The organism is Comamonas terrigena NBRC 13299, from assembly GCF_006740045.1.
Taxonomy (GTDB): Bacteria; Pseudomonadota; Gammaproteobacteria; order Burkholderiales; family Burkholderiaceae_C; genus Comamonas; species Comamonas terrigena.
On sequence record NZ_AP019749.1, the window covers coordinates 1,088,341 to 1,108,450 of the forward strand.

Annotated in this window: 20 protein-coding genes; 14 read left to right on the forward strand and 6 right to left on the reverse strand. The window is 65.5% G+C overall.

What is annotated here, in order from left to right:
* The 5 genes from ctaD (at nucleotide 1) to CT3_RS05000 (ending at nucleotide 3,739) form a co-directional block, all read left to right on the forward strand.
* Nucleotides 1-1,683 carry a cytochrome c oxidase subunit I gene (ctaD, locus tag CT3_RS04985; RefSeq protein WP_066539579.1) on the forward strand — a complete coding sequence of 561 codons (1,683 nt, stop codon included), beginning with the start codon at nucleotides 1-3 and terminating at the stop codon, nucleotides 1,681-1,683.
* Between the two features lie 63 nt (nucleotides 1,684-1,746).
* On the forward strand, nucleotides 1,747-1,845 hold the full coding sequence (locus CT3_RS21160) for a cytochrome oxidase small assembly protein (protein ID WP_225608779.1): 99 nt from the start codon (nucleotides 1,747-1,749) through the stop codon (nucleotides 1,843-1,845).
* Between the two features lie 159 nt (nucleotides 1,846-2,004).
* Nucleotides 2,005-2,595: a cytochrome c oxidase assembly protein gene (locus CT3_RS04990; RefSeq protein WP_066539838.1), complete on the forward strand. Its 591-nt coding sequence runs from the start codon at nucleotides 2,005-2,007 to the stop codon at nucleotides 2,593-2,595.
* Nucleotides 2,592-2,798: a DUF2970 domain-containing protein gene (locus CT3_RS04995; protein ID WP_066539573.1), complete on the forward strand. Its 207-nt coding sequence runs from the start codon at nucleotides 2,592-2,594 to the stop codon at nucleotides 2,796-2,798. Before CT3_RS04990 ends, CT3_RS04995 begins: the two co-directional genes overlap by 4 nt.
* 59 nt (nucleotides 2,799-2,857) lie before the next feature.
* Entirely contained in the window at nucleotides 2,858-3,739 is an 882-nt protein-coding gene (locus CT3_RS05000) for a cytochrome c oxidase subunit 3 (protein ID WP_066539570.1), read from the forward strand.
* Between the two features lie 131 nt (nucleotides 3,740-3,870).
* Here the strand turns inward: CT3_RS05000 and CT3_RS05005 are convergent, their stop codons facing one another.
* Entirely contained in the window at nucleotides 3,871-4,101 is a 231-nt protein-coding gene (locus CT3_RS05005; protein WP_098066335.1) for a twin transmembrane helix small protein, read from the reverse strand.
* An 81-nt stretch (nucleotides 4,102-4,182) separates the two neighbouring features.
* Here CT3_RS05005 and CT3_RS05010 point away from each other — a divergent pair, with 81 nt between their 5' ends.
* The 4 genes from CT3_RS05010 (at nucleotide 4,183) to CT3_RS05025 (ending at nucleotide 8,267) form a co-directional block, all read left to right on the forward strand.
* Nucleotides 4,183-4,899, forward strand: coding sequence for an SURF1 family protein (locus CT3_RS05010; RefSeq protein WP_066539836.1), 717 nt, complete (start codon nucleotides 4,183-4,185; stop codon nucleotides 4,897-4,899).
* Nucleotides 4,880-5,566, forward strand: a complete 687-nt coding sequence (locus CT3_RS05015) for an SCO family protein (protein WP_066539565.1) — start codon at nucleotides 4,880-4,882, stop codon at nucleotides 5,564-5,566. Before CT3_RS05010 ends, CT3_RS05015 begins: the two co-directional genes overlap by 20 nt.
* Before the next feature lie 240 nt (nucleotides 5,567-5,806).
* Entirely contained in the window at nucleotides 5,807-6,418 is a 612-nt protein-coding gene (locus CT3_RS05020; protein ID WP_098066082.1) for an SCO family protein, read from the forward strand.
* A 232-nt stretch (nucleotides 6,419-6,650) separates the two neighbouring features.
* Nucleotides 6,651-8,267, forward strand: a complete 1,617-nt coding sequence (locus tag CT3_RS05025) for a methyl-accepting chemotaxis protein (protein WP_066539467.1) — start codon at nucleotides 6,651-6,653, stop codon at nucleotides 8,265-8,267.
* Nucleotides 8,268-8,379: 112 nt separating this feature from the next.
* On the opposite strand, the gene CT3_RS05030 is transcribed toward CT3_RS05025, so the two are convergent.
* The 4 genes from CT3_RS05030 to CT3_RS05045 form a co-directional block, all read right to left on the reverse strand.
* A complete protein-coding gene (locus CT3_RS05030) occupies nucleotides 8,380-9,369 on the reverse strand; it encodes a Bug family tripartite tricarboxylate transporter substrate binding protein (protein WP_066539465.1) in 990 nt (329 codons plus the stop codon).
* A gap of 148 nt (nucleotides 9,370-9,517) precedes the next feature.
* Nucleotides 9,518-10,468 carry an RNA polymerase sigma factor RpoH gene (rpoH, locus tag CT3_RS05035; RefSeq protein WP_066539463.1) on the reverse strand — a complete coding sequence of 317 codons (951 nt, stop codon included), beginning with the start codon at nucleotides 10,466-10,468 and terminating at the stop codon, nucleotides 9,518-9,520.
* A 531-nt stretch (nucleotides 10,469-10,999) separates the two neighbouring features.
* Complete coding sequence (locus tag CT3_RS05040; RefSeq protein WP_066539457.1) at nucleotides 11,000-12,157, reverse strand: amidohydrolase family protein; 1,158 nt, start codon at nucleotides 12,155-12,157, stop codon at nucleotides 11,000-11,002.
* A 66-nt stretch (nucleotides 12,158-12,223) separates the two neighbouring features.
* Nucleotides 12,224-13,204: a Bug family tripartite tricarboxylate transporter substrate binding protein gene (locus CT3_RS05045; protein WP_066539455.1), complete on the reverse strand. Its 981-nt coding sequence runs from the start codon at nucleotides 13,202-13,204 to the stop codon at nucleotides 12,224-12,226.
* A 285-nt stretch (nucleotides 13,205-13,489) separates the two neighbouring features.
* Here CT3_RS05045 and CT3_RS05050 point away from each other — a divergent pair, with 285 nt between their 5' ends.
* Together CT3_RS05050 and cutA are read left to right on the forward strand one after the other, a co-directional pair.
* The gene (locus CT3_RS05050) at nucleotides 13,490-14,242 is read left to right on the forward strand and encodes a GntR family transcriptional regulator (protein ID WP_066539452.1); all 753 of its coding nucleotides are present in this window, start codon (nucleotides 13,490-13,492) and stop codon (nucleotides 14,240-14,242) included.
* Nucleotides 14,243-14,660: 418 nt separating this feature from the next.
* Nucleotides 14,661-15,044 carry a divalent-cation tolerance protein CutA gene (gene cutA, locus CT3_RS05055; RefSeq protein WP_066539450.1) on the forward strand — a complete coding sequence of 128 codons (384 nt, stop codon included), beginning with the start codon at nucleotides 14,661-14,663 and terminating at the stop codon, nucleotides 15,042-15,044.
* Between the two features lie 111 nt (nucleotides 15,045-15,155).
* On the opposite strand, the gene ftsY is transcribed toward cutA, so the two are convergent.
* Entirely contained in the window at nucleotides 15,156-16,331 is a 1,176-nt protein-coding gene (ftsY, locus tag CT3_RS05060; RefSeq protein ID WP_066539448.1) for a signal recognition particle-docking protein FtsY, read from the reverse strand.
* Nucleotides 16,332-16,359: 28 nt separating this feature from the next.
* Between ftsY and CT3_RS05065 the strand changes: the two genes are divergently transcribed.
* From CT3_RS05065 to rsmD, 3 genes are read left to right on the forward strand one after another with little or no spacing between them, the layout of a single operon-like run.
* Nucleotides 16,360-17,817, forward strand: coding sequence for a M16 family metallopeptidase (locus CT3_RS05065; protein WP_066539446.1), 1,458 nt, complete (start codon nucleotides 16,360-16,362; stop codon nucleotides 17,815-17,817).
* 20 nt (nucleotides 17,818-17,837) lie between these two features.
* Nucleotides 17,838-19,193 carry a M16 family metallopeptidase gene (locus CT3_RS05070; protein ID WP_066539444.1) on the forward strand — a complete coding sequence of 452 codons (1,356 nt, stop codon included), beginning with the start codon at nucleotides 17,838-17,840 and terminating at the stop codon, nucleotides 19,191-19,193.
* Entirely contained in the window at nucleotides 19,190-19,951 is a 762-nt protein-coding gene (rsmD, locus tag CT3_RS05075) for a 16S rRNA (guanine(966)-N(2))-methyltransferase RsmD (protein WP_083520534.1), read from the forward strand. Before CT3_RS05070 ends, rsmD begins: the two co-directional genes overlap by 4 nt.
* Nucleotides 19,952-20,110: the final 159 nt, after the last annotated feature.

Consider the following 20,110-nt stretch of genomic DNA (forward strand, 5'->3'; position numbering starts at 1 on the left):
ATGAGCGCCGTATACCCCCCATCCCACACCCCGGGCCCCGAGGTCGATGTCCATGGCGGCCACCATGACCATGGTGCGCACGATGACCATGGTGCGCACGATGACCACCATCACCACCAGCCCACGGGCTGGCAGCGCTGGCTGTATGCCACCAACCACAAGGACATCGGCACGCTGTACCTGCTGTTCGCCTTCACCATGCTGATGGTGGGCGGCGTGCTGGCGCTGCTGATCCGCGCAGAGCTGTTCCAGCCCGGGCTGCAGATCGTCAACCCCGAGCTGTTCAACCAGCTCACCACCATGCACGGTCTGATCATGGTGTTCGGGGCCATCATGCCGGCCTTCGTGGGCTTCGCGAACTGGATGATTCCGCTGCAGATCGGCGCCTCGGACATGGCGTTTGCGCGCATGAACAACTTCAGCTTCTGGCTGATGATTCCGGCGGCCATCATGCTGGTGACCTCGTTCTTCATGCCCGGTGGCGCACCGGCTGCAGGCTGGACGCTGTATGCGCCGCTGACGCTGCAGATGGGCCCATCGATGGACACCAGCATCTTTGCGATGCATATCCTGGGCGCCAGCTCCATCATGGGCTCGATCAACATCATCGTCACCATCCTGAACATGCGGGCTCCCGGCATGACGCTGATGAAGATGCCGATGTTCGTCTGGACCTGGCTGATCACCGCCTACCTGCTGATCGCAGTGATGCCGGTGCTGGCCGGCGCCATCACCATGACGCTGACCGACCGTCACTTCGGCACCAGCTTCTTCAACCCCGCGGGTGGTGGCGATCCGGTGATGTACCAGCACATCTTCTGGTTCTTCGGCCACCCCGAGGTCTACATCATGATCCTGCCGGCCTTCGGCATCATCAGCCAGATCGTGCCGGCCTTCAGCCGCAAGAAGCTGTTTGGCTACACCTCCATGGTGTACGCGGTGGCGGCCATTGCCATACTGTCCTTCATCGTGTGGGCGCACCACATGTTCACCACGGGCATGCCGGTCACCGGCCAGCTGTTCTTCATGTACGCCACCATGCTGATCTCGGTGCCCACGGCCGTGAAGATCTTCAACTGGGTGGCCACCATGTGGCGCGGCTCCATGACGTTCGAAACCCCCATGCTGTTTGCCGTGGGCTTCATCTTCGTGTTCACCATGGGCGGCTTCACGGGACTGATCCTGTCGATGGCGCCCATCGACACCCAGCTGCAGGACACCTATTACGTGGTGGCGCATTTCCACTATGTGCTGGTGGCGGGCTCCCTGTTCTCGATGTTTGCCGGCTACTACTACTGGGCACCCAAGTGGAACGGCGTGATGTATTCCGAGCTGCGCGGCAAGATCCATTTCTGGGGTTCGCTGGTCTTCTTCAACATCACGTTCTTCCCCATGCACTTCCTGGGCCTGGCCGGCATGCCGCGCCGCTATGCCGACTACCCGATGCAGTTTGCCGACTTCAACATGCTGGCCTCCATCGGTGCCTTCGGCTTTGGCCTGATGCAGGTGTACTTCTTTGTCTTTGTGGTCTGGCCCGGCATGCGCGGCCACGGTGCGCCGGCACCACAGAAGCCCTGGGACGGGGCAGAAGGCCTGGAGTGGGAAGTGCCATCGCCCGCCCCCTTCCATACTTTCGAAAACCCGCCCAAACTGGACGCCACCGCAACCCGCGTGATTGGATAAGCCATGCACACCGCTCCTTCCAAACCTTCGGCCGGTCTGCACGACCGCACCACGGCCTACCAGCTGCAGCGCCAGAAGAACCTGCGCATGGCGCTGATCCTGGCGTCGATCGCGGCCGTGTTCTTTGTCGGTTTTGTGGCCAAGATGGCCTTGCTGCACTGAGATGCACACTTCGCTGCACCGCTTCGCGTCCGTCCCTTGGGGGGATGCCACCCTGCGCTGCGGGAGCGCCCCGGGTGGCCGTCCTGTGGCGGGGGCGCGCCGGTGGCCGCAGCGGCGGGCGCCGTGTCAATGCGCAGTGGACTGCGCACAGGAGGGATGATGGCCGTGCACCGCGACAACCTCCGGATGGTGGGCAAGCTGGCCGTGGTGGCCGTGGGCATGTTTGCCTTCGGCTATGCGCTGATTCCGATCTACAAGCATGTGTGCGAGGCGCTGGGCATCAATGTGCTGGCCGTGTCGGAGCGGCAGGTGCCGGGCAATTCCTCGGCCGTGCCGGCCAACACCCAGGTGGACACCAGCCGCACCATCACCGTGGAGTTCGACGCCAATGCGCGGGGGCCGTGGGAGTTCAAGCCCGAGCGCCGTTCGCTGCAGGTGCATCCGGGCGAGCTGGCGACGGTGATGTATGAATTCCAGAACGTGCAGAACCACCGCATGGCGGCGCAGGCAATTCCCAGCTATGCACCGCGCAATGCCGCGCCGCACTTCAACAAGCTGGAGTGCTTCTGCTTCAACCAGTACGTGCTGGAGCCGGGGGAGCGAAAGGAATGGCCGGTGGCGTTTGTCATTGATCCCAAGCTGCCCAAGGATGTGACCACCATCACCCTGTCCTATACCTTCTTTGAGGTGGGGGGCAAGACGCCGCCCGCACCCGTGGCCAGCGTGGTCACCGGCAAGGAGCAGTCATGACCGTACCGCCCCCCGCCGGACAGCAGCACCGACTGTGGCATTCGATCAAAGCCGTGGCCTGGGCGTTGCTGGGCGTGCGCAAGGGCAGCGAGTACGAGCGGGATTTTGCACAGCTGCAGCCGCTGCAGGTGATCGCCGTGGGGCTGGTGGCGGTGTTTGTGCTGGTGCTGGGGCTGATCGCCCTGGTGAGATGGGTGAGCTGACAGAACAACAACTGCTGCAGCGTGCTGCGGCCTTCGCAAAAAACGACAGGAGCTGAGTCATGAGTGCATCGACCCCTGGAACAACGCCGTACTACTACGTGCCCGGCGTGTCGCACCATCCCATCTGGGCGGCAGCGGGCCTGTTTTTCGTGGTGCTGGGCGCCGGCAACTGGATCAACGGCCACGGCTGGGGCATGTGGTCGGTGCTGCTGGGGCTGGTCTGGTGGGGCGTGGTGCTCTACCAGTGGATACGCGATGCGGCGCGCGAGAGCGAGGCCGGGCTGTTCGGCCGCAAGATCGACCTGTCCTACCGCTGGAGCATGAGCTGGTTCATCTTCTCGGAAGTGATGTTCTTCGGCGCTTTCTTCACCGCCCTGTGGTGGGCGCGGGCGCATTCGGTGCCGGCACTGGGCGGTTTCGAGAATTCGCTGCTCTGGCCGGACTTCAAGGCCGCCTGGCCCTCGGTCTCGCCCGGCGCCACCACCTCGCCGGCAGGCACGGTGGAGCCGTTCCAGACCGTGGGACCGTTCTGGCTGCCCACCATCAACACTGCCCTGCTGCTGACCTCGGGGGTGACGCTGACGATTGCCCACCACGCACTGCGCGCCGGTCAGCGTGCCCGCACCATCGCCTTCATGTGGGCCACGGTGATCCTGGGCTTTGTCTTCCTGTGCGTGCAGGGCTATGAATACCACCACCTGTACTCGGACCTGAATCTCAAGCTCAACTCCGGCATCTACGGCTCCACCTTCTACCTGCTGACGGGCTTCCATGGTTTCCACGTGTTTGTGGGCATGTTGATGCTGCTGGTGATCACCTTGCGGCTGCACAACGGCCATTTCTCGGCGCAGCGCCACTTCGGCTTTGAAGGCGCGGCCTGGTACTGGCACTTTGTGGATGTGGTGTGGCTGTTCCTCTACGTGCTGGTGTACTGGATGTGAGTCGGAATCAGGCAGGGCGATCACCCTGCCTGTGGCGGTGCCCGCAAGCGCGGTCCGTGCCGGGGCTGTCAGTCGCTTGAAGGGACAGCGCATTCAGAATGGGGGGCGCAGGCCCCAGCCGCAAGCAGTGCTCAGGAGCGCAAGGGCAATCCGGTGGGCTGGATGTACCCCAGCTTCCAGGCCAGCAGCAGGCAGAGGAAGAGAGCAATCGACAGGCCCACGCGCACTGCCAGCGCACGGGCCATGCGGCGGCCGCGTTCGCTGTCCGACGGTGTGTCGTCGTCCTTGCGCAGCATGAAGAACAGGGCTGTTCCCAGGCTGGCGATGATGGCCAGAAAGGCCAGTGCAACAAGGTATCCCATGAAAGGCATTATCGGGTGAGTGTGAGGTGGCTTCCCAAGGGAATACGTGGATGGGTGGTGCTGCTCGCCGCGGTGCTGTGCATGGCCCTGACGGCGCGACTGGGCTGGTGGCAGCTGGACCGCGCGGCGCAGAAAGAGGCCATGCAGGCCGCCATCGCGCTGCAGTCCGCGCAGCCGGTGCTGCGCAATGCCGACTGGCCGGCACTGCGGGCTGCGGCAGACGATGCCGGCGAACCATCCACCTGGCTGCACCGCCCCGTGCAGCTGACCGGACGCTGGCAAGCCGCACACACCGTCTACCTGGACAACCGCCAGATGCAGGGCCGGCCGGGTTTTTATGTGCTGACCCCGCTGCTGCTGGAGGGAGGCGGTGCCGTGGTGGTGCAGCGCGGCTGGGTGCCGCGCAATTTCCAGGACCGCACGGCCTTGCCGCCGATGGCCACGCCAGAGGGGCTGGTGCAGGTGCAAGGCCGCATCGCCGCAGCGCCTTCGCAGCTGTATGCGCTGGGGGCCGAGCCGGCCGCTGCCAGGTTTGCGCGAATCCGCCAGAACCTGGACCTGCCGGCCTATGCGCAGCAGACAGGTCTGGCTTTGCCGCCGTGGAGCGTGGTGCAGACCGGCGCCGCCTCCGAAGGCCTGCTGCGCCAATGGCCGGAGCCGGATGCCGGGGTGTCCAAGCACTACGGCTATGCTTTCCAATGGTTCGGACTGTGCGCCCTGGTCGCACTGCTGTACCTGTGGTTCCAGATCCTGCGGCCGCTGCGCCGCGCCTCTTTTGATGCTGCCCATGCCCCCTGAATCGTCTGCTCCCCAGCCCTTGGGCCTGACCGTGCACAGCCTGCCGGAGGCCGGCGTGTCCGACCCGGCGCGCACCCGCAGCGGCCGCTGGAAGATGCTGGCCGTGCTGCTGGTCTGCGCGGCCCCGGTGATCGCGTCCTACTTCACCTACTACGTGGTCCGTCCCGAAGGACGCAGCAGCTTTGGTACGTTGATCGATCCGCAGCACCCCATGCCCGATGTGCAGGGGCAGCGCCTGGACGGCAGCACGGCGGCGCTGGCCAGCCTGCAAGGGCAGTGGCTGCTGGTCAGCGTGGCCGGCGGCGCCTGTGAAGGCCGCTGTGCCGAGCATCTGTACCTGCAACGCCAGCTGCGTGAAAGCCTGGGGCGCGAAAAGGAGCGCCTGGACTGGGTCTGGCTGGTGACCGATGCGGTGGACCCCGATGCGGCCCTGCGCCCGGCCCTGGAGCAGGGAAGCGCATTACGCCTGCCGCGTGCGCAGGTGGCGCAATGGCTGCAGCCCGAGGCGGGCCATGCGCTGGAGGATCATCTGTACATCGTGGACCCCCAAGGCCACTGGATGATGCGCCTGCCGGCAGGCATGGAGCGCAGCAGCGCTGGCCGTGCCAAGCGCGATCTGGAGCGCCTGCTGCGGGCGTCTTCCTCCTGGGACCAGCCGGGGCGCTGAACCGGGGCCGCCTGCGGCCGCCCAAACCCTTGCGCAGCTGCCAGTCTCTCCGGGAATGCGCACCATCACGGAGCATGGTGCGACCCTCGGGTTAGGATTTGCCATCCAGGCTGGGTGCGCCGCCTGCCGCAAGGGCGGTGGTGGCAGCACGCAGCACTTTGTATTTTCATGGTGGGTCAGCCAGCCATGCCCCGGTTGGCAGGCGGTGCGCTGACCCCGCCCATTGCGAGAGGGATCAGGATGGACAAACGACGGATGCTGCAAGGCCTGCTGGCCACAGGACTGGTGGCCGGCATGGGCCTGGGGCTGGCGGGCTGTTCGCGCCAGCAGGAAGTTAAGCTGCAGGGCGTGGATGTGACGGGTGCCGAATACGCCAAGGACTTCCCGCTGCCCGACGCCGACGGCAAGCTGCGCTCCATCAAGGATTTCGCCGGCAAGGTGACCGTGGTGTTCTTCGGCTACACCCAGTGCCCCGATGTGTGCCCCACCACCCTGCAGGAGCTGGTGGAGGTCAAGCAGATGCTGGGCGCCCAGGGCGACAAGCTGCAAGGGGTGTTTGTCTCCCTGGATCCGGAACGCGATACGCCGGAAGTGCTCAAGGCCTATGTGGGCAATTTCGACCCCAGCATGGTGGCGCTGACCGGCACCCCCGAACAGGTGGCGGCCGTGGCCAAGGACTTCAAGGTGTTCTTCCGCAAGGTGGAAGGCAAGGTGCCCGGCGCCTACACCCTGGACCACACGGCCGGTCTGTACATGTACGACCCCCAGGGCCGCCTGCGCGCCTACCACCGCTACGGTGCCGGCGCCCAGCCGCTGGTCGCCGATGCCCAGGTGTTGCTGGCCGAAAAATAAGGGCTGATGCCGCCGGCAGCGGCATCAGGTCAAGGGCATCTTGCCGCGGGTCAATATCTGCGGCGTGCATGCCACGATGGCGCATCCCCAGAGATTGGTATTCGCTATGCGTTGCGCGGTGGTGTTGATTTTTATCAACCGGGCCCATGGGACAGCTCCGCATATTGCACCTCTTCGGTGGAGTGCCGGGAGCGCCGCATCCACCCGCAAAGCACACAAGCGAAGGGGGTTTATGCGCATCAATCTGCCGGTCACCGCCGTAGAGCAGCAGTTGCAGGATGGCGATACGCTGCTGTCTGCCACCGATCTCAAAGGCAACATCATCTATGCCAATGACGCCTTTTTGAGCACCTGCGGATACAGCTTCGAGGAGCTGCAGCAGCAGCCCCACAACATCATCCGCCACCCGGATACCCCGGCCATTCTGTTCGCCGACATGTGGAACACCTTGAAGCATGGCGCCAGCTGGACGGCCGTGGTCAAGAACCGCTGCAAGAACGGCGATTTCTACTGGGTGCGGGCCAATGCCAGCCCCATCCAGGCGGGTGGCAAGACGATTGGCTATCTGTCGGTGCGCACCAAGCCCACGGCGCAGGAAACCCAGGCCCAGCAGGCGCTGTATGACCTGCTCAACAGCGGCAACCACCAGCTGCAGGTGCGCCGCGGCTATGTGTTCCCCCAGGGCTGGCGCGCCTGGTGGAGTCGCTTGCACTTTGTGTCGGCTACCACCAAGCTCTACACCGGTGCCGCGGCCATGCTGCTGTGGGGCGTGGTGCTGGGTCTGGGGGCCGCCCTGGGCGTCCACAGCACGATCCTGCTGGCCATGGCGCTGGGCTGGGCGTCATGCGCGCTGGGCGGCTTGCTGTGGATGGGGCGCCACCTGGTCTGGCCGCTGCACGCCGTGCTGCGCCAGGCGCGCCAGGTGGCAAGCGGGGAGAGTGCACAGTCGCTGTTCCTGAACCGGCGCGATGAAGTCGGCAGCCTGATGCGCAGTGTGGAGCAGGCGGGGCTGAACATGCGTTCCCTGGTCAGTGATATCGAAGGTAAGGCCGAGCAGGTCAGTGCCTGCGCCGGAGCCCTGCAGACCGGCAATGTGCAACTGGCGCAGCGCACCCAGCAGGCGTCGACCGATCTGGAGCAGGCAGCGCAAGCGCTGGCGCAGCTGGGGCAGACGATTGCCGGAACCCAGAGCCTGGCCGAGGCCGCCATGGTGCAGGCGCGAGAAGGCGTACAGGGCGTGAGCCAGGGCCAGACCTGCGTGGACCAGCTGGTCCAGGCCATGCAGGGCATTGATGTCTCCAGCAAGAAGGTGGCCGACATCGTGGGCATGATCGACGGCATTGCCTTCCAGACCAATCTGCTGGCACTGAATGCGGCAGTGGAAGCCGCGCGGGCGGGCGAGCACGGCAAAGGCTTTGCCGTGGTGGCGGCGGAGGTGCGCCAGCTGTCGCAGCAAAGCGCCCAGGCCGCGCGGGACATCAAGAACCTGATCCAGGGCTCGCGCCAGCAGGTGGAGCAGGGCCACGCCGCCGCCCAGACGGCACGCATCACCATGCATTCGGTGGTGGAAGGCATCGACAGCCTGGCCCAGTCCATGGGCCGCATCCTGGAGCAGACCCATGTGCAGGCGGCCGGCAGTGCGCAGATCAGCGATGCCGTGGCCCATTTGCGTGACTTGAGTGATCAGAACCGCGGCATGGCCGAGGAAAGCGCCCAGCTCAGCGATGTGCTGGCGCTGCAGGCCCAGCGCCTGCACGGCGCAGCGGCGGTGTTCATCCCACGCCAGCGCCAGGCGCTGCAGACCCTGGAAATCCGGGCGCTGGAAGCGGCCTGGCAAAGGGGGGTGTAGATGCAGCGGCCTTCAGGCCGCGGGCATGCGTTGCGGAACACACGGAGTGAAAAAAGGAGGCCCAGGCTTCCTTTTTTTGGGCGGGCTGCTAGGCTCTGCGGCCGTGCCGCGCTCACTGCCCGCGAATGCCTTGCTCGCGGATGATGGTGCCCAGGGCCTTCACATCCTGCTGGATGCGGTTGGACAGGCCTTCCGGGCTGCTGCCCACCACCTGCCAGCCCTGGACTGCCAGCTTGGCGCGCATGTCCGGGGTGCGCACGATGGCGCTGACGGCGGCCGCCAGCTTGTCCACATGGGCGCGGGGCATGGCCTTGGGGGCGGCCACGGCGTTCCAGATTTCCAGGTCAAAGTTCTGCACGCCCAGCTCCTTCAGGCTGGGCAGGCCGGGGGCCAGCGGGCTGCGGGCCGCCGAGGTCACGCCAATGCCGCGCAGCTTGCCGGCCTGGATCTGCTGCATGGCCAGTGCGGGCGGCAGCATGGACAGCTGCAGATCGCCGCCTTGCAGACCCTGGTACACCTGGGGGTAGCCGGCATAGGGTACATGTTCGGGACGCAGCGCGGAGCGGCTCTTGAGCAGTTCCATGCCCAGATGGCCCACGGTGCCCACGCCGGGCGAGCCATAGCTCCACTTGCTGCCAGCCGCGGCACCGGCCGCGAAGAAGGCCTTGCCTTCCGGGGCGTTGGCCGGTGCCGCCAGCACCAGCGGCGCCACGCCGATCAGGCTGACGGGCTGCAGGTCCTTCACCGGGTCGTAGCGCACAGCGGGGTTCAGCAGCTTGGCAATGGTCATATTGCCGTTGATCATCACGCTGAACGTGTGGCCGTCCGTGGCCTTGGCCACGGCTTCGGCGGCGATGTTGCCGCCCGCGCCCACCTTGTTTTCCACAATGATGGTCTGGCCCAGGGCTTTTTCCAGCGGTTCGGCCAGCGCCCGGGCCGTCAGATCAGGGGAGGAGCCCGCAGGGAAGCCCACGATCAGGTGCAGGGGCTTGCTGGGCCACTGCTCGGCCTGGACCGCGCCCACGCTGCAGCCCAGGGCGGCCGCGCAGGCCAGGCTCATCAGGCTGCGGCGGTACAGCGTGGAGCGGGTGGATTCGGTCATGGCTTCTCCCAATGCAAAAGTGATAGCTGCCTGCGCGGATGGCGGTGACGGCAGGCAATAAAAAACCCGGAAATTATCCGGGTTTCAGGAGGCTGCAGGACAGCCATGGGCACAGTGCCTGTGTGGCACTGTGCGGTTTGGGCCAGGTTTATGCAAACTCGGCCAGCGCCTTCTTCATTTTCTTCATGGCGGCCACTTCGATCTGGCGGATGCGTTCGGCGCTCACGCCGTACACGGCTGCCAGCTCATGCAGCGTCATGCCGCCGGAGCCGTCATCGTTCACCTTCAGCCAGCGCTCTTCCACAATGTGGCGGCTGCGGTCGTCCAGCGCTTCCAGCGCCTGGGCAATGCCGTCGGTGGCCATCACATCGCGCTGGCGCGATTCGATCATGGCCGTGGGCTCGTGGGCGCCGTCGGTCAGGTAGGAGATGGGGCCGAAAGCCTTGTCATCATCGTCGCTGGGCGAAGGGTCCAGCAGCACGTCACCCCCCGACAGGCGGGTTTCCATCTCCATCACTTCCTCGCGCTTCACATTCAGCTTAGCGGCGACGGAGTCGATCTCCTGTGCGGTCAGGGTGTCGCGGAAGGTGTTGTCGCCGGTTTCAATGGCGGCATCGGCCTTGAGCTCCTGCTTCATCGAGCGCAGGTTGAAGAACAGCTTGCGCTGGGCCTTGGTGGTGGCCACCTTCACCATGCGCCAGTTCTTCAGGATGTACTCGTGGATCTCGGCCTTGATCCAGTGCATGGCGTAGCTGACCAGACGCACGTTCTGGTCGGGGTCGAAACGCTTGACCGCCTTCATCAGGCCCACATTGCCTTCCTGGATCAGGTCGCTATGGGGCAGGCCATAGCCCATGTACTGGCGCGAGATGGAAACCACCAGGCGCAGATGGGACATGATCAGGCGCCCGGCGGCATCCAGGTCGTTGTGTTCTTTGAGCTTGCGCGCATAGTCCTGCTCTTCCTCCTGGGTGAGCATGGGCAGGCGGTTTACAGCGGAGATGTAAGCATCCAGATTGCCCAGCGGCGGCACCAGAGCCCAAGGATTCGCAGGTGCCAGAGCCGTCGCAGCCGTGAGGGTGCCCGTCCGTGTAGTCATTGCATTGATCCTTTCTTCCATAAATCCATATTAGCACTCTCTATGACTGAGTGCTAAGGCATAAGTTCCCGCGATGTAGGGCCAGGGTTCGTGACAAGTTGTCGCAGGCTCTGTACACCGTCACAGGATTTGTACTGGATTTGGAGGGCGCCAGTGCGTGGCGCGTATAAAGCCTTGTAAATCATTGTTTTATCAAGATTTCATGGCGGACACCTGGAATGCCGGGGCGGCGGCCCTGGCGGCTGAGTGTGCACTTCCTGCCGCAGGGCGTTGTGGTGAAACCCCTGGGGAAAATAGGCACGCATGGCGCGCGGCGGGGCGCCATCGGTCCCCGGTCCTGCTGCCAACCGCCATCGCATCTGGCCGTCTGTACCGGTGTTTCCTGCACTGGGGCCGCCGCCGGTCTCGCATACGCGAGCCTCCGCTGCCCCACAGATAGACCGGGGAGGGTCTATCTGTCAAAGGGTTTGGGGTGGATGCAAGCGCTTGCTATTGCTGTGTGCTTTGTGGGTGAAAGGCTTCTTATTGCGGTTATTCCAGCAGCAATCTGCCCTCGCGGGCCACGATCTGACCGTGGGCAATGACCAGCGAGCGGACGGGGCGGGCGGCTACGGCGTGGGTGGGCGTTTGCGCCGGCACCAGCACCAGATCGGCCCGGCTTCCGGGTGTCAGGCCATAGTCGGCAAAGCCACAGACCTCGGCCCCTGCGTGGGTGACGCAGTGCAGGGCTTGTTCCACTTCATCGTCGCGGCGCAAGTTGTAGCGCATGCCGATGAACATGGCGCGTTCCAGCATGTCAGGGCGGCCGTAGGGCGACCAGGTATCGCGGATACCGTCGTTCCCGCCCGCCATGGACACGCCCGCGCGCTGGCAGGCACCCAGCGGCGGCACGCTGCGCGAAGGCGGCGCACTGGTGACCAGCGAAACGCCCAATTTGGCCATGCGCGCCAGCAGCGCGCTGCGCTGGGCATCGCTCACATCGCCCAGGCAGAAGCCGTGGCTGATAACCACCTTGTTGTGCAGGCCGTGGGCTTCGGTGCGGTCCAAAATCAGCTGGAGCGAGAAGGCTCCCATGTCACCGGGCTCGTGCAGGTGGATGTCGAGCGGCTTGTTGTGGCGCTCGGCGATCTCGAACAGCACGTTCAGCGACTGTGCCGGGTCCAGGTCGATGGCACAGGGGTCCAGGCCGCCCAGCACGTCGGCCCCCATGGCCAGGGACTCATCCAGCAGCTGTGCCGTGCCTTTGCGCTGCAGCAGGCCCGATTGCGGGAACGCCACCACCTGAATATCCTGCCAGGGCGCCATGTCCGCGCGGGTCTGCAGCAGGCCCGCCACATGCCGGGTGCCAATGTCCGTATCCACGTCGGCGTGACTGCGGATGCGCGTGGTGCCCAACGCGAGAAACTCGCGTGCCATGCGCAGCGACTGGCGCGCGCTGTCGTGCCGGGCCTGGGCACGGTAGGCGCGCTCGTTGTTGATCTTGTCGACCAATTGGTTGCCCACCTCGTTGACGTACCAGTCCTGACCCCAGAGTGTCTTGTCCAGGTGGGTGTGGGATTCGACCAGGCCGGGCAGCAGCAGCTGACCCCCGCCATCGATGCGCTCAGCTCCTTCCGGGAGGGGCAGCGAGGTGCCCATGGCCGCGATACGGCCTTGCTCGATCAACAGGTCGCAGGCTGGCCCGCCCATGGGGCGAACGTTCTGCAGAAAAAGGCTGGAAGTGCTCACGTGGAATGTTTCCTGTGGTGATGGAGCCTATCGCACGGCGCCGATGTCGGGCGTCGCGATCTGGCGCATCTTTTGGGCGTCTGTCTGGATCAGCTTGGCGAAGTCAGCGGGCGTACCGCCCGATTGGCCAATGCATGCCTGGTCGAGCATTCTGAGGACCTGGGGTTCGCGCATCACCGCATTGATCTCGGTGTTCAGGCGTGTCACCACCGTGTCCGCTACCCCCTTGGGGGCGAAGATACCGGTCCACACGCCAAAGTCATAGTTGGGCAAGGCCTTGCTCGCCGACATGGCGGGGATGCCCTGCAGGACTTCGCAGTTGGTCTTCGAGGTGGTGCCCAGCGGCTTGACCTTGCCCTCTTTGAGGTAGGCCAGCACCGAAGGCACCATGAAGTAGCCGTAATCCACATTGCCGCCGATGATGTCGGTCAGCATGGGGACGCCGCCCTTGTAGGGCACGTGCTGTATCGACACCTTGGCCTGCTGGTTCAGCATTTCACCGGCAATGTGCAAGGCCGTGCCGATGCCGGAGGATGCAAAGGTGTCGGCACCTGCCTGGGTCTTGGCACGCGCGAGCATGGCCTCGACCGAGGTGACAGGCACCTTGGGACCGGCGACCAGCACCATGGGCATGACGCCCACCAGCGTGACCGGGCGCAGGTCCTGGATGCCATCGTAGGCAATGGCGTTGTTGAAGTGGCGGGCCAGCACGATTTCGCTGTTGGACGCCAGGATGATGGTGTTGCCGTCCGGTTTGGCGCGCACCACGCGCTGCGTGGCGATGGTGCCGCCAGCGCCGGCCACGTTGTCCACAATCACCGGCACGCCCAGGCGGCGGGCCAGCGGCTCGGCGATGGTGCGCGCCAGCGTGTCGGCCGATCCGCCAGCAGTGAAACCCACTACCAGGGAGATGGGGCGGTCGGGCCATGCGGCGTGGGCAAGGGCGGATGCACCGGCCAGCGACAGGGCCGCCAGGGCTTTGAGCGGAAAAGCGGCAAGTTGCGCCATGGGTGAAAACTTTCTAGAGAGCAGAGAAAAGACTCAGGCCGACAAGTGCCCGGCTGGCGACGCAGAACGTCCGCTGATATGGCATGTCACCCCCCATTTGCATGAGCGGGTTTAGTTAAATGGTTAATCAAATTCTATATTTTGGTTAACCAAAATTTCGGATGCGACCACTATTTGTGCAGATATTGCGCGTAAACCCTGATGCTTGACGACAGCGAGCTGCCTGACTTGAATGCGGGGTGCCCGTGCCGCTAAGATTTCAAGCCTGTTGTCTGTGTGTTGTCCATGTCCGCCCCTTCCCGCCGCCTTGCTCCCCATATCCCCAGCGAAGAGCCTGTAGCCGACGGCACAGTCAGTGTGGACGAACGTGTCTATGAGGCGGTTTCGCGGGCGCTGCTGAGTGGCAAGCTGCGTCCCGGCACGCCGTTGCGCGAGCGGGCGCTGGCCGAGGCGCTGGGTTGCACCCGTGGTGCCGTACGCAAGGTGTTCACCCGCTTGGGGGCTGAAAAGCGACTGGTGCTGGAGCACAACCGGGGTGCCTTTGTGCCCAACCCGACTGTCGAGGAGATGCGCAGCATCTACCGCGCACGGCGCATTGTCGAGGCGGGTCTGGTCGCCAGCCTGTGCGGCCAGTTGAACGCGGTGCAGACAGAGGCGCTGCAGCGCCATGTACAAGCGGAATACCAGGCGATGGAGGAGGGGCGCCGCGCCGACTCCATCCGGCTGGCCGGTGAGTTCCACTTGGTGCTGGCACACATGGCGGGCAGCGATGAGTTGCTGTCGTACATGCAACGCCTGGTGCGCACGACGGAGTTGTACAAGGCCTTGTTTGACAGCGTGGCCGCGACCGTATGTGCGCCCCGCGAGCACCAGGAGATCATCAACGCCTTGCTGGGCGGCGCACGCGATAAGGCGTTGGCCGTGGCCATGGCGCACCTGGACGAGCTGGAGCAGCGGGTGATCCATGGTGCGGTGGCCGAACGCGAGGTTGATCTGGTGAGCTTGCTGGCGGGCAGTTCCAGCACGCCTGGGTGCTAGCAGGGAAAAGTCCAGGCACATCGCCGGGGTCTGCCACCCAGCCATCACGGCGAGGGAAGTCGGTATGCGGCCAGATATGGTGGGGCCAGGAACCGGGGGAGATGGCCGCCGCCGTGGGGTTGGCCCACCCACCTGGGGTCTGTGGTGCACTGGGCAGGAAGGCACGCAACCATGACGCGCCAACGAAGGCCGGCTACGTTCTTCACGGGCCACCAGTGCCTGGCAGGTGCAAAGCCTTGTAAATCATTGTTTGATCAAGATGCCATGGCGGGCGCCTGGAATGCAAGGGCGGCGGCCCTGGCGGCTGAGTGTGCACTTCCTGCCGCAGGGCGGTGTGGTGCAAGCTTTGGAAAAAATACGCCCAAATGCCGCGCAGTGGGGCACCATCGGCCTCTGTTGCCAACCGTCGGAGCGTTGCATGAGCCAGATTCCCCCCACCCGCCCCTCCAAGGGCTTTGCCTTTCGGGGTGTCAGCGTGGTGACCACGACCGTACCCACGGCCGAGGATGCCCAGCGCCTGTCCCAGGGGGCGGTGCAGGCACAGCTGGCGGCCTGCGCGCAGGTGGACCAGATCACTTCCCACTATCTGTGGAACGGGGCATTGCAGGCGTCGCCCGAGTGGCGCCTGGTGTTCAAGACCGTGCCGGACGCGGTGCAGCCGCTGCTGGAATGGCTGCGCAGCCAGCACCCATATGAACTGCCGCAGCTGCTGCTGCGCGGTGAGCAGGCCCAGCACGATTACGGCCAGTGGGTGGCACAGAGTGTGAAAGCACCCTTGCCGGTCCGGGAGGCCAAGCACTAGAGCGGGCCTGCGCTGGAGGGGCCGACACAGGTGTGCAGGCCGTGCTCCAACAAGAAAGCCCTGCGGGGCAGGGCTTTCGGTCTCAGAGGGGATGGAGGGGCGTAGCCTGCGTCAGGCCAGCAGTGCCTGGGCAAATTCCCTGGCGTTGAAGGTTTCCAGGTCTTCCACCTTCTCGCCCACACCGATGAAGTAGACGGGAATCGGTTTTTCCTGGGCAATGGCCGCCAGCACGCCGCCCTTGGCCGTGCCGTCCAGCTTGGTCACGATCAGGCCGGTCAGGCCCAGGGCCTCGTCAAAGGCCTTGACCTGGTTGAGCGCGTTCTGGCCGGTGTTGCCGTCGATCACCAGCAGCACCTCGTGCGGGGCCGTGCCATCGGCCTTGCTGACCACGCGCTTGATCTTTTTCAGCTCTTCCATCAGGTGCAGCTGGGTGGGCAGACGGCCGGCGGTGTCGACCAGCACCACATCCTTTTTGCGGGCCTTGCCGGCGGAGACCGCGTCAAAGCTGACCGCCGCGGGATCGCCGCCTTCCTGGCTGACGATTTCCACCGTGTTGCGGGTGGCCCAGACGCCCAGCTGTTCGCGTGCCGCAGCGCGGAAGGTGTCGGCGGCTGCCAGCAGCACGGTCTGGCCGTTGTCGGCCAGGTGCTTGGTCAGCTTGCCGATCGACGTGGTCTTGCCTGCGCCATTGACGCCGGTCACCATCAGCACGGTGGGCTGGTGTTCGCCAATCGTCAGCGGTTTTTGCAGCGGGGCCAGCAGATCGGTCAGGGCCTCGGCCAGCAGGCCTTTGACGGCGGCTGGCTCGGTGGTCTTGCTTTCCTTGACGCGGCGCTTGAGGTCTTCCAGCAGATGCTGGGTGGCCTTGACGCCGGTGTCGGCCATAAGCAGCGCGTCTTCCAGCTCTTCATACAGGGCATCATCGATGCGCGTGCCGGTGAAGACGGTGGTGATGCTGGTGCCGGTCTTGCGCAGGCCCGCCTTGAGGCGGTCCATCCAGCCCTGGCGCTCGCCCGCAGCCTCGGGCTTGGCCTGGGGTTCGGCGACGACGGGGATGGAGAAATCCGACGGTGCGGCTTCAGCCGGGGTAGCATCCGCCTTGGCGCCGCCAAAGGTGTTGCGCAGCCAGCCCATGGTGCCGCCTTTGGCGGGCTCACCTGTGGCCGGCTGGGGCAAGGCAGGGGCGGGCACGTCAGACAGAGGTGCCTGCGCATCGGGCCGGACATCCGCCGCTTCGGGAGCGGCAGACTCGGTGTGTGGGGGCTTTTTCTTGAAAAAACTGAACATTGGTGGATTCTTAGAATCACTCCATTCTATGAAACGTACCCTTACCCTCCTAGGACTTGTGGCAAGTGCCGCACTGGCGCAGGCCGGTTCTGCGGATGCACCGGCCACACCATCGGTGTCGTCTTCGCTGGCCGAATGGGCCGTCGCAGCCCCCGGCGCGGCTTCCAGCGTGCGCCAGTACCAGCTCTCCAATGGCATGCAACTGATCGTGCAGCCGGACAAGCGTGCCCCCACGGCCGTGAACATGGTCTGGGTGCGGGTGGGCTCCATGGACGAGGTGGATGGCACTTCGGGCGTGGCCCATGTGGTGGAGCACATGATGTTCAAGGGCTCGGCCAAGGTGGCGCCGGGCGATTTCTCGCGCAAGGTGGCCGCGCTGGGCGGGCGTGAGAACGCTTTCACCAACCGTGACTACACCGGGTACTACCAGCAGATTCCGGCGAACAAGCTGCAGGAGGTGATGGCCCTGGAGGCCGACCGCTTTGCCAGCAACCAGTGGCCGGATGCCGAGTTCACCAAGGAAATCGAGGTGGTCAAGGAGGAGCGCCGCATGCGCACCGAAGACCAGCCCCGCTCGGTGCTGATGGAGCAGATGATGGCCACCGTGTTCCAGTCCTCGCCCTACCGCCGCCCGGTGGTGGGCTGGATGGACGATCTGGACGCCATGACGCCCGACGATGCGCGCCAGTTCCAGAAAGCCTGGTATGTGCCGGCCAATGCCGTCATCGTGATTGCCGGGGATGTCGATCCCGACCAGGTCAAGGTCTGGGCGGAAGCCACCTACGGCCAGATTCCCGCCCGCGCCATGCCCACGCGCAAGCCGCGCACCGAGCCTGCGCAGATCGGCGTGCGCCGCATCGAAGTGAAGCAGCCGGCCGAGCAGGCCTTTGTGGCCATGGCCTACCGCGCACCGGCCTACCGCAACCTGGCCCAGCCCACGGCCGAAGACCGCGATGCACTGGCACTGCTGGTGCTGTCCGCCGTGCTGGACGGCTACGAGGGAGCCCGCCTGGAGCGGGCCCTGGTGCAGGGCAAGGGCCGCGTGGCCGATGCTGCCGGCAGCTCGGCTTCGGTGTTCGGTCGGGGGCCGGCGCTGTTCATGCTGACCGGCGTGCCGGCCAAGGGCCATACGGCAGCGGAAGTGGAAAAGGCCCTGCGTGGCCAGATCCAGCGCATTGCCAAGGACGGTGTGCAGGCGGCCGAGCTGGAGCGGGTCAAGACCCAGTGGATGGCCTCGAATGTGTATGAGCGGGACTCGGTCTTCGCCCAGGCCCAAAGCCTGGGCAGTTACTGGACCATGGGCATGCCCGTGGACGCCGAGGACCAGGTGCTGCGCCAGCTGATGGCCGTGACGGCCGATCAGGTGCAGTCCGTGGCGCGGCGCTATTTTGGCGATGACCAGCTGACCGTGGGTGTGCTGGTGCCCCAGCCCCTGGCAGGCAAGAAGCCCCGCCCTGCCGCCCCTGTCAGCGGCGATCTGCATTGAGCGCCAGGAGAGATTCGGTCATGAAGAAGATGAAAACCATTGCGGCCTGCGCCTATGCGGCCTGCACCTTGGCGGGTCTGGGCGTGAGCAATGCCTGGGCCCTGCTGCCCATCCAGCACTGGACCCAGGCCAGCGGCGCCCAGGTCTGGCTGGTGGAAAGTCCCAGTATTCCCATGGTGGATGTGCAGGTGGCGTTTGATGCCGGCAGCCGCCGCGACCCGGTGGACAAGTCCGGTCTGGCCACCGCGGTGGCGTTGATGGCTTCCAAGGGCGTCAAGGCCGACGGCAAGGCGGCGGCGCTGGATGAAAACCGGCTGGGCGAAGCCTGGGCCGATCTGGGGGCTTCGTTCGGAGCGGGCGCCGGGCAGGACAGCTTCAGCTATTCGCTGCGCAGCCTGACGGTGCCGGATCTGCTGAACCGCTCGGTGGAGCTGGCCTCGCGCCAGATGGCCCAGCCCAGCTGGCCGCAGGAGGTGTGGCTGCGCGAGCGCGCCCGCTGGAGCGCGGCCATCCAGGAAAGCAGCACCCGCCCCGGCACGGTGGCCGGCCGTGCCTTCGGCAAGCTGGTGTACAGCGGCCACCCCTACGGCATGCGCACCACGGAGCAGACGCTGGCCCATATCCAGCTGGGCGACATGCAGGCCCTGCATGCGCGATCGTTCCAGGCCTGCCGTGCCAAGGTCAGCGTGGTGGGGGCGGTGACCCGTGCCCAGGCCGACACCCTGGTGCAGCAGTTGCTGGCCCGTCTGCCTGCCAACGACGGCAAGGGCTGCCAGCCCCTGCCCGCCGTGGCAGAGGTGCCGGCCTTGAGTAAGGCTGAGGAGGAAAAGATCCCCTTCCAGTCGGCCCAGGCCCAGGTGCTGATCGGTCAGCCCGGCATTGCACGCAAGGACCCTGACTTTCTGCCCCTGCTGGTGGGCAACCACATCCTGGGCGGTGGCGGCTTTGTTTCGCGTCTGATGGAAGAAGTGCGTGAAAAGCGCGGCCTGACCTATGGCGTGAGCAGCGACTTTGCGCCCGGCCTGCATGCCGGTGCCTTTGTCATCAGCCTGCAGACGCGGCCCGACCAGGCCGAAGAGGCGCTGAAGGTCTCGCGCGAGGTGCTGGCCCGGTTCGTCGCCGAAGGCCCCACGGAAGCCGAGTTGCAGGCAGCCAAGGACAATCTGATCGGTGGCTTCGCCCTGCGCATCGACAGCAATGCCAAGCTGCTGGGCAATGTGGCCAATATCGCCTGGAACGGCCTGCCGCTGGACTATCTGGACCACTGGACCGACCGCATTCAGGCTCTGACCGTGAACGACATCCGCGCTGCCGTGCAGCGCGTGCTGCACCCGGACCGCATGGTGACCGTGGTGCTCGGAGAAAAGAACAAGTGAGCCGCAACAGTTATCGCACCCTGGACGAAGCCCTGGCCGTGGAGGCCAAGCTCAAGCGCCGCCAGGAAAAAGCCCAGCAGGAGGCCGAGGCCGCAGGCGCTGCCGTCAAGAACGCCGCCAAGGCTTCTGCGGCCCGCGCCAAGCAGGGGGGCGGCAACAAGGCGCCGCGCCAGGGCAATACCGGCAGTGGTGAGATACGCATCATTGGCGGCGCATGGCGCCGCCGGCGCCTGCCCGTGGCCACCCGGCCCGGGCTGCGCCCCACGCCCGACCGCGTGCGCGAAACCCTGTTCAACTGGCTGGGCCAGGACCTGGGCGGCTGGCGCTGCATCGACGCGTTTGCCGGCACCGGTGCCCTCGGGCTGGAAGCTGCCTCGCGCGGCGCCGCCGAAGTCTGGATGGTGGAGCAGGATGCGGCGTTGACCGGCCAGATCCAGCAGCTGCAGCAGCAACTGGGGGCCACGGCGGTGCGTGTGCAGCGTGGTGATGCCCTGGCCGCGCTGAAGCAGGCGGCGCCCGGCCAATGGCATGCCATCTTTCTCGACCCGCCGTTCGCTGCCGACACCTTGTTCCAGCCCGCCTTGCAGGCGGCCGCCCAGGCGGTGGCTGCCGATGGCTATGTCTACCTGGAAGCGCCTGCGGCCTGGGACGACGCCGCGCTGGAGGCTTTTGGTCTGCAGGTACACCGCTACCTGAAAGCCGGCATGGTGCATGCGCATTTGCTGCGCAAGCGCCCGGAGGTGGCTGCAACGGCGTAATGCCGATGCCGGCCACTGCTGCGCGCAGGCAGATTGCACAAGAGGCCCTGCGGGGCCTCTCTTTGTTGGTGTGCAGGCATCTTCCCGGGGACAGGGTGGCCGGATGGGCAGCGGCATAATGGCGCTGCTTTTTTTGACAACCCTGCAGAACAAGGAGGC